Origin of the sequence: Blautia massiliensis (ex Durand et al. 2017), assembly GCF_001487165.1 — a bacterium.
Lineage (GTDB): Bacteria > Bacillota > Clostridia > Lachnospirales > Lachnospiraceae > Blautia_A > Blautia_A fusiformis.
The window spans coordinates 3,393,610-3,406,827 of record NZ_LN913006.1 but is presented as its reverse complement, the minus strand read 5'-3'; the positions used below and the strand labels follow the sequence as shown (position 1 = coordinate 3,406,827).

12 protein-coding genes, 7 tRNA genes and 1 riboswitch are annotated in these 13,218 nt (G+C 45.8%); of the genes, 2 read left to right on the top strand and 17 right to left on the bottom strand.

Annotation, left to right across the window (positions count from 1 at the left end; genetic code table 11):
* Nucleotides 1-98 precede the first annotated feature (98 nt).
* Complete coding sequence (locus BN3261_RS16530) at nt 99-1,145, top strand: transglutaminase domain-containing protein (protein WP_059086789.1); 1,047 nt, start codon at nt 99-101, stop codon at nt 1,143-1,145.
* A gap of 131 nt (nt 1,146-1,276) precedes the next feature.
* On the opposite strand, the gene BN3261_RS16525 is transcribed toward BN3261_RS16530, so the two are convergent.
* From BN3261_RS16525 to BN3261_RS16495, 7 genes are all read right to left on the bottom strand, one after another.
* A tRNA-Leu gene (locus BN3261_RS16525) sits at nt 1,277-1,356 on the bottom strand.
* A 67-nt stretch (nt 1,357-1,423) separates the two neighbouring features.
* Nucleotides 1,424-1,496, bottom strand: a tRNA-Lys gene (locus BN3261_RS16520).
* A 10-nt stretch (nt 1,497-1,506) separates the two neighbouring features.
* Nucleotides 1,507-1,578, bottom strand: a tRNA-Gln gene (locus tag BN3261_RS16515).
* Nucleotides 1,579-1,588: 10 nt separating this feature from the next.
* Nucleotides 1,589-1,662: transfer RNA gene (locus tag BN3261_RS16510), tRNA-His, on the bottom strand.
* Between the two features lie 5 nt (nt 1,663-1,667).
* Nucleotides 1,668-1,741 (bottom strand) — tRNA-Arg (locus tag BN3261_RS16505).
* 18 nt (nt 1,742-1,759) lie between these two features.
* Nucleotides 1,760-1,830 (bottom strand) — tRNA-Gly (locus tag BN3261_RS16500).
* A 27-nt stretch (nt 1,831-1,857) separates the two neighbouring features.
* Nucleotides 1,858-1,932, bottom strand: a tRNA-Pro gene (locus BN3261_RS16495).
* A 262-nt stretch (nt 1,933-2,194) separates the two neighbouring features.
* Between BN3261_RS16495 and BN3261_RS16490 the strand changes: the two genes are divergently transcribed.
* Complete coding sequence (locus tag BN3261_RS16490; protein WP_015526012.1) at nt 2,195-2,968, top strand: hypothetical protein; 774 nt, start codon at nt 2,195-2,197, stop codon at nt 2,966-2,968.
* A gap of 68 nt (nt 2,969-3,036) precedes the next feature.
* On the opposite strand, the gene BN3261_RS16485 is transcribed toward BN3261_RS16490, so the two are convergent.
* From BN3261_RS16485 to BN3261_RS16440, 10 genes are all read right to left on the bottom strand, one after another.
* Nucleotides 3,037-5,580 carry a histidine kinase N-terminal 7TM domain-containing diguanylate cyclase/phosphohydrolase gene (locus tag BN3261_RS16485; RefSeq protein WP_059086788.1) on the bottom strand — a complete coding sequence of 848 codons (2,544 nt, stop codon included), beginning with the start codon at nt 5,578-5,580 and terminating at the stop codon, nt 3,037-3,039.
* Nucleotides 5,581-5,582: 2 nt separating this feature from the next.
* Complete coding sequence (locus tag BN3261_RS16480; RefSeq protein ID WP_059086787.1) at nt 5,583-7,214, bottom strand: GH3 family acyl-acid amido synthetase; 1,632 nt, start codon at nt 7,212-7,214, stop codon at nt 5,583-5,585.
* Nucleotides 7,211-7,792, bottom strand: coding sequence for a hypothetical protein (locus BN3261_RS16475; RefSeq protein WP_059086786.1), 582 nt, complete (start codon nt 7,790-7,792; stop codon nt 7,211-7,213). Before BN3261_RS16475 ends, BN3261_RS16480 begins: the two co-directional genes overlap by 4 nt.
* A gap of 238 nt (nt 7,793-8,030) precedes the next feature.
* Nucleotides 8,031-8,510 (bottom strand): metallophosphoesterase family protein, encoded by a 480-nt coding sequence (locus BN3261_RS16470; RefSeq protein WP_015526016.1) that lies wholly within the window; start codon nt 8,508-8,510, stop codon nt 8,031-8,033.
* Entirely contained in the window at nt 8,507-9,091 is a 585-nt protein-coding gene (locus tag BN3261_RS16465; protein ID WP_059086785.1) for an XTP/dITP diphosphatase, read from the bottom strand. The genes BN3261_RS16470 and BN3261_RS16465 overlap by 4 nt, the downstream gene beginning before the upstream one ends.
* Nucleotides 9,088-10,245: a THUMP domain-containing class I SAM-dependent RNA methyltransferase gene (locus BN3261_RS16460; RefSeq protein ID WP_059086784.1), complete on the bottom strand. Its 1,158-nt coding sequence runs from the start codon at nt 10,243-10,245 to the stop codon at nt 9,088-9,090. Before BN3261_RS16460 ends, BN3261_RS16465 begins: the two co-directional genes overlap by 4 nt.
* The gene (gene yfcE, locus BN3261_RS16455) at nt 10,242-10,784 is read right to left on the bottom strand and encodes a phosphodiesterase (RefSeq protein WP_059086783.1); all 543 of its coding nucleotides are present in this window, start codon (nt 10,782-10,784) and stop codon (nt 10,242-10,244) included. Before yfcE ends, BN3261_RS16460 begins: the two co-directional genes overlap by 4 nt.
* 126 nt (nt 10,785-10,910) lie before the next feature.
* The gene (locus tag BN3261_RS16450) at nt 10,911-11,243 is read right to left on the bottom strand and encodes a rhodanese-like domain-containing protein (RefSeq protein WP_015526020.1); all 333 of its coding nucleotides are present in this window, start codon (nt 11,241-11,243) and stop codon (nt 10,911-10,913) included.
* A 112-nt stretch (nt 11,244-11,355) separates the two neighbouring features.
* On the bottom strand, nt 11,356-11,559 hold the full coding sequence (locus BN3261_RS16445) for a hypothetical protein (RefSeq protein ID WP_022426534.1): 204 nt from the start codon (nt 11,557-11,559) through the stop codon (nt 11,356-11,358).
* Nucleotides 11,560-11,864: 305 nt separating this feature from the next.
* Nucleotides 11,865-12,794 (bottom strand): cation diffusion facilitator family transporter, encoded by a 930-nt coding sequence (locus tag BN3261_RS16440; RefSeq protein WP_059086782.1) that lies wholly within the window; start codon nt 12,792-12,794, stop codon nt 11,865-11,867.
* A 200-nt stretch (nt 12,795-12,994) separates the two neighbouring features.
* Nucleotides 12,995-13,175, bottom strand: a riboswitch (NiCo riboswitch).
* Between the last annotated feature and the right edge of the window lie 43 nt (nt 13,176-13,218).

Here is a 13,218-nt window from a genome sequence, read left to right as displayed (position 1 = left end):
GCAGGGTGTATCTTTTCTGATAGTCCTGCATGTTTTTTTATGCTATAATCTTTGATTGAAATCTATTTTTCCGGAAAGGAGTCTCCGTATTTTTATATATGAAACAAACTGAAGAATATTACTACGGCAAAATGTCGAAAGATAAACAAAACGTGTACCGTGCAATGCTTCACGGGCTTATGGAGCTTTCCGACGAGTTCCTGATCCCGCAGGTACCAACCACCGATGGAAACTGGCTCTATGATGTATTTTTCCAGCTTCGTCTGGATCACCCGGAGATTTTCTGGGCTGTGGGGTTTAAATACCGTTATTACAAGGACTCGCCAAATCTGATACTGATTCCTGAATATATCTTCGACAAAAATAAAATCCGGGAGCATCAGAAAGCCCTGGGAGCCCGCGTAGACAAGCTTGTGCGCACCGCCATGAAGTTTTCCGAGTGGGATAAGGAAAAATATGTCCATGACTTCATCTGCGAAAATATCCGCTACGACAAACTGAAAAAGCCATATTCCCACGAGATCATCGGGCCTCTGGGCCATGGTGTCGGTGTCTGCGAGGGAATCGCCAAATCCGTAAAGGTCCTCTGTGATGCCCTTGGTGTATGGTGTATTATCGCCATCTGCGGGAACAATCCGGAAAAAGGGATCAAATACCGTCATACCTGGAACATCGTCCGGATCAACGGACAGTACTATCATCTGGATGCCACCTTCGATAATACTCTGGGCAAAAACGAAGACGGCTTAACCAGTATCCGTTACGATTATTTTAATCTGGATGACAAAAACATCTTCCGTGACCATGAACCACTGATCGCTCCGGCACCTCCCTGCCCGGATGGAAACCACTTTTATTACCGTGAGAAAAAGCTATCCTTCACCAAATTGGAAGACGTATACAAACGTGCCCTCCAGGCCGCAAAAAAAGGCCGCGAATTCACCTTCCACTGGCGAGGCGGATATCTCACCCGTGAAGTCCTCGCAGACCTTGTAGATCAGATCCAGGCCGCAGGAAAGACACGGGACAAAAAAGCCATCATCACACTCAACTGGCCTCAGGCTGTACTTCGATTTCATTTTGTGGAACAGCAGGCGGAAGGGAAGGTGTTTATTGAGGAAGTGAATGAAGGGGAGAAACTGTAACGTCATTTAAGAAATTCGATAGAGTCAAAATGCCACATATCATTATGCATATGTGGCATTTTTCTGTGAATATAATTCTAAAAATTAAAAGACTTTCCATAAATCAGATTTATAGAAAGCCTCTTAAGCACTGCGGATAACAGGACTTGAACCTGCACGGTTGCCCACTGGTACCTAAAACCAGCGCGTCTGCCAATTCCGCCATATCCGCATATTCAATTATATTTTCATCCTGTCTGATGATAAAAAAATAACGGAAAGCAAATGCTTTCCGCTAATGAGGCATCGGGGATTCGAACCCCGGACAACTTGATTAAAAGTCAAGTGCTCTACCGACTGAGCTAATACCCCATAAAAAGGACTGGGCTAGCTGGATTCGAACCAGCGAATGCAGCAGTCAAAGTGCTGTGCCTTACCGCTTGGCGATAGCCCAATGGGCGAAGGGTGGATACAGGGATTCGAACCCTGGGCCTCCAGAGCCACAATCTGGCGCGCTAACCAACTGCGCTATACCCACCACAACGTGCCTGAAGGGATTCGAACCCCCGACCCACGGCTTAGAAGGCCGTTGCTCTATCCAGCTGAGCTACAGACACATGCTCTCTTCTCAGAGAAGCGGGTGATGGGAATCGAACCCACGTATCCAGCTTGGAAGGCTGGTGTTCTACCATTGAACTACACCCGCATGCTTGCGGTAATAAGTTTACAGCAGTCGGGGTGACAGGATTCGAACCTGCGGCCTCCTGGTCCCAAACCAGGCGCTCTAGCCAAGCTGAGCCACACCCCGATGTACCATTTACTTATGGTTTTTATTAAGTTGTTGTCGTCTTCGTTTGTGTTTCGTTTTCGTTTCCTGCCTGACGACAAGTGATATTATATTATAGCAATCTACAAATGTCAACACCTTTTTTGAATTTTTTTAAAAAAACTTTTTTTCACGTTTTTTCCGCCTATTTAAAGGTTTTCTTGTCATTTGCGACTGGCTTATGGTATCATGAAACCATAATTAAAGTCAAGAAAAAAAGCAAATAATAAGGAGATGTTTTTACATGGATATAAAATTATTTCAGCAGAAGCTTAATGACATCTGTGCCATCGCTGAGGAAAACAATAAGCAGCTCTCCCAGCAGCAGATCCGTGATCATTTCGATGAATCGGATCTGAGCACTTCACAGCTTGTAAAGATCCTGCAGTATCTCAAATTAAAGGGGATCACCATCGAAGGCGCCGATGAAGCTGCCGGCGCTGCCAGAGCAGATGCTGTTTCATCCGAATCCAGCGACAAGGACGAGCTTCCGGGTACCCGTGCTGCTCTTACTGCCGAAGAACAGGCTTATCTCAGTGACTATATGGAAAGCTTTTCCCCGGAAGGACTTGATCCGGATGATCTTGCGTCCCTCTTTCATGCCTTTGCAAAGGGTGACACTGCTGCCGAAGGTGCACTGACACAGTTCTACATGGCTCAGGCAGCCCAGATGGCCGCTGAACTGAACTGTGAGGAAATCCACCTGGCCGATCTCATTCAGGAGGCAAATCTGGCCCTTCTGGCGTCTCTCAAAGAAACTGCCCCACAGGAGAAAAACGACACCTGGATGCGTGGTCGTATCCGCAGTGGGATCCTTCATGCCATTGAGGAACAGACACAACAGAAATTCCGTGACGACTATCTGGTATCCAAGGTAGAAAACCTGGAGGCTGCGGTTAAAGAACTCACAGACGATGATGACGCCACCAAATTCACCATTGATGAGCTTGCCGTGATCCTGGATATGAATGTGGATGAGATCCGGGATGTACTTCGCCTTACTGGAGATGATAAATAAAGCTTTCTTCATATTCTTCACAAAAACGGGTCTGACATAGCTTGTCAGACCCGTAATCTTAATATTCTTTATGCTTTTTCTTCCCGTTTCAACTCCGCCGGTTCTGCCAGATGGATCTTTCCTTCCCGAAATATGTGGATAAATACCTCCGCCATATCCGGATCGAACTGTTTTCCTTCCTCTTCTCTTATGATCCGAAGAGCTTTTTCCGCTGGCATCAGTTCTTTATAACAACGTTTGGATGTCATGGCATCAAAGGAATCTGCGATGCAGAGGATCCTTGCAGATGCCGGGATATCTTCTCCCGCGATCCTCCTTGGATAGCCGTTTCCGTCATAACGTTCGTGATGACCGATAACCGCAGGGATAACATAATCCAGCGACGGAAGGTGACGGATGATCCCGATGGACGCTTCCACATGACCTTTCATGATCTCATACTCTTCATCCGTAAGCTTGCCTTCTTTATTCAGGATATGCTCCGGGATCCCGATCTTTCCAACATCATGAAGAAGCGCCGCCTGACGGATGATCTCCACCATTTCCGTTGTATAGTTCAGCGCCTTCGCAAGACTTGTTGCGTAATAAGCCACATTGTTGGAATGTCCGAAGGTATAATGATCTTTGGTATCAATGGCTGCAGTCAGCGCATAGATCGTGGATTCATAGGACTGATAAATATGTTCATGATCGGATTTCTTACCAGCATTTTCTTCATCCAGGCTTTCCTTCAGCATGGTGTCAAAAATCTCGATGCCGTTTTTACCGCTGCGCTTTACATGATATACTGCCAGATCCGCATTATCCAGGAGCTCCTTTGCTGAGCGTGCCGCATAAGGCGCCGCACTGATCCCCACGCTTACCGTAAGGATCTTCAGCTTGTAGTCTGCAGAATCGTTGCGCATATGCAGGATCTGCTTCTGTATGGATTCTGCCAGATTTCTGGCGGAAAAAATATCGTAATTTGGCATCAGGACCGCAAATTCCTTGGCACTGTGACGTGCCACATATCCCTGTTCTCCCACACTTGCCTGGATGATATCTGCCACCTTTCGAAGTGCAACATCTCCCTGCTGATTTCCGTACAGCTGATTGTACAGCTTGAAATCATCAATATTGAACAGGATCAGTGCAAGCGAACCCTCTTTATTTTTTTCGTATTCCTCATCCAGGATCTCATAAAAATATTTCCGGTTCAGAAGGCCCGTCAGTTCATCGGTCCTTGCCTCAGTCCATGCCGCCTCATAAAGTCTGGCATTTTTGATGGCAATGGAAGCTACCGAACTGACCGAAGACAGCATGGCCAGATCATTATGGTTCAGATTTCTGTGTCCGTCACCGGAAATCGCAATAATCCCGGCCAGATCATCATTCTGGCGAAGACCTGCACAGTATTCGATACCCAGCTCTGAAAACATATGTTTTTCCGACTCCCACATGGATTTGTAGGCTGTGGAAGAACGAAAATCCCGGATCACCACACAGTCCTCATTTCTGGTAAGCCAGGTGACCACCGGATTATCCGCTTTCAGTGAAAAGGTCAGATCGTTCAACGGACGGTTGCTGTAAACAGCCTGATATTCCCCTGATTTTTTGTCTCTCAGACAAATATAGATCCGTCCTGCATTGGTAGTTTCCTTCAACACATTTACCGTATTGCGCAGGATCTCTCCTACCCGGAGTGTCCTGGATACTGACTGGCTAAAATCTTTCAGCTCCTGAGACTGCTGGATCTCTTTTTTGATAAAAACATTGTTCATCAGACATTTCCACAGCACTGTGACCAGCCATGCAGATATAAGAAAAACGAAAGAAAAGATCAGCACATGATACTCACTGGCTGCAGGGAGCAGCATTCGGATATAACTCATCAGGTACGGTGAAAGATTGATAAACAGTACTACCGTCAGGACCACGCCCACACCAAAGCAAACCCCATCTGACGCAAGACGGCGCATCTGGAACAGCCGTCTTCTGGTCAGTGCATAAAGCATCAGGACAGCATTGATCAGACCGCTGACAATATCGATGGGGAATCCGGAAAATACCGGCACTGCCAGCGCAAGGTTTCCCACAAAAATGATCAGTATCCCCACAAGGATCGGTTCGATCTGTTTGCGGTATCCGGGATGTCTCCGGCATCCGCGGTACATGGTGATAAAGATCTGAATAATGGTGATTCCTGCCACCACAAAGAACAGAAGGAACCAGGGTGTGATCTTATAAACAAAATGCGCACCACCGTTTTTACGGATCAGATCCGGCCAGCGCAGGATGATCCCGCCCGGGATGTTGATTGCAAAAAGCAGCAGCATCAAAAGCAATGGGATCTTGCTTTTTCTGCCCATACGCACTCCCATGAATTCACTGATGAACACATAGTAAAAATATGGCAGAAACAGGATTCCGGCCAGAGACACATAATACCACAGGATGTAAGAGGGTCCTGCCTCCATACGCATCAGAAAAGAGCCCAACGTCCAGCAGAGCATTCCTCCCAGCACACACATGAAACTGTTGATGATCCGGCTGCGCTTACCAGCCAGAAGAGTCAGTATCATAAATGTATAGAAAAAAACTGAAATGATTGAAAATGATATATAGCTTTCCATAGTTACTTCCTCATATTCCCGAATCCGATTTCATCCTGCAGTCTCAAAAGTTCCGCCACCTCATAATAAGGAGTGCTCATATGCCGTGGTTTCCGTCCTTTTCTGGACTCATACAGATGAAAGGTACCACAGCGCAGGATGGTCACCACAAGGGGATCCATTCCCAGGATTTTCTTCAGATCCCGGTAATCCTGATCGATATATTTGAAATACGTGGTCAGAAGTTCTTTCAGAATATCCGTGCTCATAGCCTGATACATCAGCGCTTCTTTTTTTACTTCTATATAAAGATGCAGATATGGGCGTTTTTTCTCATTATATTCTTTCACTGCGATCCAATCCGTAACCGGCTGCCCGGACAGCTGGATCACACTTTTGATACCATTTTCCGAAATCCTGGTAAAGCCTGCGATATCAATGATCCACGGAACACGGTCTATGTACTCAAATCTTGGGATCTGTGTCCGATCCTCCTGGTTGGTAAGACCCACGCATCGATACATATCTCCCACACGGTACCTGGCAAAGGCTCCGCCCTTCAACACAGTGATCACAAGCTCATATTTCTCCCCGGGAACAACCTCATCCATAAGATAGGTCGGAGGAGTGAACGTGGGATCCTCATAATTATGGAGCATATCCTTTTCGGTGATAAATTCATAAAAGCAGGTATCCGGGAAAAAGTACATTCCGTTCCTGGTCCAGGTCTCGGTTCCTATAATGGAAGGTTCCGTTCCTGCAAAAAGCTCCATGGGCCGAACTCCCCACATTTCCTCCAGATCATCCTTATAGCACTGGTTGTCGGTTCCTGCCACCATAAATCCCTTCAGGTGAAAAAGGTCTTTCGGAAGAAGCTCCCGTTTCTCCTTCTTACAGATCTTTTTGGCATTCAGGATCCTTTTCAGCATCTTTGGTTTATACTGCAGAAGTTCCGAAAAGGAGGTTTTGCTTTTTCCTGATGATACGCTTCCGGTGAGGCTCTGGCTTACTGCATAGGCCACACTTCCAAGTCCGAAGAAAAATTCCACGTCCTGTTTCATGGCCATCTTGAAGCCCTCTTTGTTCCGCTCACCAAAGCTCATATTTACCGCATCTTCCACTTCCGGAAGAAAACGGATGTCGATATCTTCTTTCAGCGCCAGTGGAAAAAGGCCGGTAGCAAAAGGCAACGGTGCCAGTCCGTAAAGGATCTTGTCCGTTTCCTCCACATCAAATTTGCCCTTTTCGTGGCTTGTAGCCAATATGAGGCAGGCAACTACATTGTTCCTGTAGGTATCCAGCATACTTCTCGTGTATGGTGCTACTTTTATCGGATGGCGCCCGCCTTCCCAGGTCGTCTGTATCCAGATGATCGGATTACCCGGAAGTGTTTCGCTTCTCTTCTTCAAAAGCATGTCGGCATAATCCTCATAAGTGGTAAGAGGTACCAGCCGACGGAACTCGTCGATCCCGGATGGCCTCCTGCCCTTCAGAATGCTTTTGCCCAGTTCACAGTCTGACCAGAGCTGGATCTGCTCTTCCATCAGGCGATTCTGGATCTTCATGTAATCCTGCATTGTCAGATCAAGAAATCCGCAATATTCTTTCCAGATAGCATCATACTGCTGTTTTCGAAGCTTTTCGCCAAGACTCACCGCCTTTTCCCCCCTTTTCGCCATGTTTTTATGCAGGCAGCTGTACTGTTTCGGTCTGGGATCAGAAAGGGAGTTGTCTGCTGATACGCTCCGTAATTACTGAATGTTTCCGGAAACACGATCCTGTCCTGGTAAAAAATGTACAATATGTTCCACACGATAAGGATCCCAAAAGCCCCCATTGCCTTCCCGGATCCCAGAAATCCGGCCAGGCAAAAATAAAATCCGGCGAACCACAGAACGCCAGGATGTCGGCAGAGTGCATAAACACCCTCTGTATAGGCCAGCCTTTCATGATTTTCTTTGACATATGTCTCATCAAAGGGCAGCGCAAAAAACAATGTATAGATCAACAGTCCCAAAAACAGGATCGCTGCTGTCAGAAAAACAGCAGAAATAAAAAAAGAACTTCCCCGCCGCGGCCAGCAGCTCCGGATCACCAGACCTGTTGACACTGCGATCAGGAAACATCCTATGCTAAAAAACGGATGAAGAAAGCTTTTTTTCAATCGGATACTGTTATGATCATACAGGAAGCAGCATAAAAAGCCGATACTCCCTATAATAACCGCAGTCATGTGTATTTTCCCCCTTCATTTATGTAAAGCGGACCTTCTCATTCCGCTCTGCTGCATTCTCAGGAACGAGACCCTTTCATGGTCAGTCCCCTTAAAAATGCTCTTTGTTATTAAAAAAACAACTACTTTTTATTATATAGCACCTAGCTGACTTTCGCAATCGTTTTTGACTAATATATGCTGAATATTGACACAAATTTTATCAATTATGACAGTTTATTTGTTTTTTCTGCCGGACTCAGAGGTAACGGATCTCTACGTGCATTTCGCCTTTTCCATCTGTCTCCATTACTGCATAGCTTGGACGGCGTCCCCGTTGTCTGGGATAAGCCAGACTTCCGGGATTTACCAGAAGCACACCTGCTTCCTTTTCAACAACCGGTACGTGGATATGTCCGAAAAAAGCCGCATTGCATCCCCTTGAGCGGGCAGCTTCTGCCAGCTGATCAAAGGCCATGGATACACCGTAGTAATGACCGTGAGTTACCAGAATCTTATTTTCCTCGACCTCGATCACATCTTCTCTCGGAAGATCCGAGAAAAAATCATTATTTCCGGACACAATACTGCAGGGACATTCTGCAAGGGCTTCGATATAAAATTCTCTGCCTTCCACATCTCCGCAATGTACCAGCATGTCAAAAGGAGCCTCCCGATTTATCGCGATCTCCAGGTTTTCATCTCTTCCGTGAGTATCGCTTACGATCAGCACCTTCATACAAGCTCTTCCTTTATAAGGCAAAGAGCTTTTCCACGATGGCTGATCCTGTTCTTTTCTTCCATGGAAAGCTCTGCGGAAGTACAGCCATATTCCGGAAGATAAAAGATCGGGTCATAGCCAAAGCCATTCTCCCCTTTTTCCTCGTAGCCGATGCGGCCTTCCATGGCAGCACGGACTGTCTTTCTTCTGCCATCCGGGAAAGCTGCCGCAATAGCACATACAAAACGTGCAGTACGTTTCTCATCAGGTACACCTTCCAGACGCTGGATCAGGTTTGCGTTTTTAATATGATAAGAAGTATCCTCACCCATATAGCGTGCGGAATAGATTCCCGGCTCTTTGTTCAGATAGTCGATCTCCAGACCGGAATCATCTGCCAGAACGATCTCGCCGGTCATTTTACTGATTGCTTCTGCCTTGATCATGGCATTTTCTTCAAAGCTTTTTCCATTTTCATCAATATCCGCATGGATCCCGGCATCCTTCAGGGAAAGGATCTCCAGAGAAGGATCCGCAAGTATCTTTCGGATCTCCTTCATTTTATCCTCATTTCCGGTAGCAAAAATGATCTTTTTCATTCTTTAATACTTCCTTTCTTCGGCGGACGTGGTCCAAGAAACTGGTAATAGTAGGTTTTCATCATTCCGTTATAGATCTTACGGTTTTTATCTGCCTTTCGGCCGATGTCATTCTCTGCCTTGTCATAGGCAGTGATCAGATACATGGACCAGCGATCCAGCCCCTTATAGCTTTCACCGATCTCACGGTACAGTGCAGGGAGATTGGATTTTTCTTCGATCCGCTCACCATATGGCGGATTTGTCACGATAAAACCAAAGGGTTTGGAATGGCGGAGTTCACTGACCGGGCGCTGCTGGAAATGGATCAGTCTGTCCACTCCTGCCATTTTTGCGTTGGCGCGTGCTGCCTTGATGGCAGCTGCATCGATATCAAATCCCTGGATATCGGTTTCAATATCAAGATTTACACGTTCTCTGGCTTCTTCTCTTGCATCCTCCCAGCATTCCTTCGGGATCAGATGCTCCCAGCTCTCGGCCAGAAAATGACGGTTCAGTCCCGGCGCCATATCCGCTGCCATCATTGCCGCCTCAATAGGAAAGGTGCCGCTTCCGCAGAACGGATCGACAAGAATACGATCCTTTTTCCAGGGGGTGAGCATCAAAAGAGCACTGGCAAGCGTCTCGGTGATAGGTGCCTTGACAGTCATCTGGCGATACCCTCTCTTATGGAGGGATACTCCTGAAGTGTCGATTCCGATCAGAGCTACGTCTTTCATAAAGGCCACACGGATAGGAAATTCCGGACCGTCTTCCGGAAACCAGGAAATCCCGTAGATGCCTTTGAGACGCTCTACAATGGCTTTTTTCATAATGGACTGGATATCAGATGGACTGAAAAGCTTACTTTTGATGGAGTTTGCCTTGGCTACCCAGAATTTACCGTTTTTCGGTATGTAATTCTCCCATGGGAGAGCCTTGGTCTTTTCAAAAAGCTCATCAAAAGTCTCGGCCTTTACTTCGCCTACTTTCAGAAGCACACGTTCTGTGGTACGAAGGAACAGATTGGCGTCTGCCACACCCTGGGCATCAGCCTCAAAGGTTACTCTTCCGTCTTCCACCCTGATCACTTCATAGCCAAGATCCAGTATTTCACGCTTCAGCACCGCCTCTGTTCCAAAATGACAGGGCGCCGTTAATTCCCACAGATTCATAAAGTGATCTCCCGTACTGTATTTCCTTCAAAATCTTTAATGGTAAAAATTCCGTTCTCAAGGATTGCATAGGTCGGCGGGTTACCTTCCTTTGGAATGGATACGGAACCTGGGTTCAGAAGGATATAATTCCCCATATTTTCTGCCTTCATCACATGTGTATGGCCGTGGATCAGAATGTCTCCGTCCATCATCGGCGGAAGATTATCCTTATTATAGATATGACCGTGTGTGGCGTACATCGTTTTTCCTTCGATGGCAAGGATACAGTAATCTGCCATAACCGGGAAGTCCAGGACCATCTGATCCACCTCTGCCTCACAGTTTCCGCGTACTGCATAGATCTGGTTTTTTCTCTCATTTAAAAGGCGGATGACTTCCTTTGGTGCGTATTCCTTCGGAAGGTCATTTCTTGGTCCGTGATAAAGCAGATCTCCCAGAAGCACCAGTCTCTCCGCCTTCTCCTTGTCATATGCTTCCAGCATTTTCCGGCAGTAATATGCCGAACCATGTACATCGGACGCAAACATATATTTCATAATCTTTTCTCCTTGTAATTTGTGTTGGTTTTTATCTCTGTTCTTTACATTATCATGATTTCCTTTAAAATACAAGATTTGTTACAGATATGCATTCGCAATCTGATTTGATATTGTCCGCTTTTTTTATCCGCGCACAAGATTTCTCCCTCTGTAGGCTGCAAATCCACCAATCACAGACCTGGTACGACAGCCCTGTCTTGCCAGGCTCCGGGCAGCCTGCATGCTGGCGCCGCCGCGGTCGCAGTAAAATATCAGCAGCTTATCTTTGGGAAAACGATATTTCTGATCCTGTTTTTTCTCAAGATATTCCTCCAGCTCTCTGTATGGAATATTTACCGCGTTCCGGACATGTCCCCTTCTGTAGGCGGCAGAATCCCGGAGATCTATGATAACAGCGTCGCTGCGCTCCACATAATAATCCAGCATTTTTGCAGAGATAGTTTCGATCTGAAACATGGAAAAAATCTCCTCTTTTTGGTATATTATATGGAAGCTTCCGGGTGAATGTTCCCTTATATGTATTTAAGCGGGAAAAGCCATCTCTGACTTTTCCCGCTTTTCTTATCCTTTAATATCTGTCAGAGCCTCTGTCCTTCTCAGAATCATATTCATCGGAAATTTTGTTTCCGTAGCTGCTTTTGGAACTGTTTCTGGAAGAATTTCCCGAACTGTTCTTAGAGCTGTTTTTTCCGCAGTTTCTGGAAGCACTTTCCCCGTGATTTTTTCCTGCATAATTAGACTCATTTCTGTCTGTTTCGTAATTTTTCGCCATTTGAATTACCTCCTGATGAAGTTGATTTTACGGCTTTCCGAAGCTTTCTGCCGCTTTTTATTACAGGAAATAGTATCCCAAAAAGTTTGGAGATTATTCGCCAAAATCATATTGCTTTTTTTTCCAGTTTATATTATAATCATTCTTGTAAAAAGAATTTACCCTTCAAAAATTTTTTTTACATAACCCCTTATTTAATTATTTATACTCCCCTCGAAACACCCGGTAGCTCCCCTACCGGGTGTTTCTCTATACAAAAACAAGCCGCCGGATTGACGATCACAGTCGCTCCGGCAGCTTGTTTTTTATCCGTTGATCGGATTTACATGCACCATACAGTGCTTTACATCTTTGAATTTATTCTCGATCGTATGATGTACATTTTCCGCAATATCATGTGCATCAAAAAGGGAAATATTTCCATCTGCTGCGATTTCGATATCCACATACATCTTGGATCCGAAAAGACGGGTTTTAAGAAGGTCTACTCTTCTGACGCCCGGTACCTTGAGGATCTCTCTCTTCATGGATTCCTCAGTTTTTGCATCACAGGAATGATCTACCATCTTGTCAATGGCATCCCTGAAAATGTCGATCGATGCCTTGGCGATCATAACGCAGATCACGATACTGGCGATCGGGTCCAGGATCGGGTATCCCAGTCTTGCACCTAAAATACCGACAAACGCTCCGATAGAGGAAAGTGCATCTGAACGATGGTGCCATGCATCTGCCATCAGGGCTCCTGAATTGATCTTCTTTGCAGCACCTCTTGTATACCAGAACATCCATTCTTTTACCACAATGGATACCACTGCTGCAATCAGTGCAAGTGTTCCCGGAATGGCAATGGTTCCACCGGATGTGCTTTTTACGATATCACGGGCACCGGTAATTCCGATCCCGAGACCAGTGACAAGCAGCATTCCTGCAAGGACAATGGAAGAAACACACTCCATTCTTTCATGTCCGTACTGGTGCTCTTTGTCTGATTTCTTTGTAGAAAGACGGACACCGATGATCACGATGAAGGTGCTTCCCACATCTGATGCAGAATGAATGGCATCCGAGATCATCGCTCCTGAATGTGCCACAATACCTGCGATCAGTTTAAATACAGATAATAAAAGATTTACCAGGATACTGATCCCGGATACCTTCATTGCTGTCTGCTGTTCCCATGAAGCTGTTTTTTCTGTATCATGTATAATTGTTTTGTTTTCTGTGTGTTCCATAAACAGAATCTCCTTTTAAATATATGATCAGGTTCTTCTTATGGCACAACATTTTCTGTGAAAAAACCGGCGGTTCCTTCACTACTCGCTACAGTGCGATTTTCCGCCGGTGTTCTTTCTTTTCTGTATAGGGATATCCCAGCTTCTACCTTCTGTTCCATCCATATTTTGCAGTAAAAAAGACATACCTGCGAAACATACACTGTCCCGCAGATATGTCTGAAAGCAAAGTCACATTCTGCTTCACCTCATATTCCGTGAATGCAGGTTCTTTGCAATTACGTTTAAATCCATATCCGCTGCCGCTTCCTGCGGCCCGGCCCCATGCCTTCGATAAATATTTTCGATTCCGAAAAGCATCGCCTGCTCAGTTTGTACTGTTGATCTCGCATCCTGTTCGAATGTAATGCAGTGCAAAGAGAAT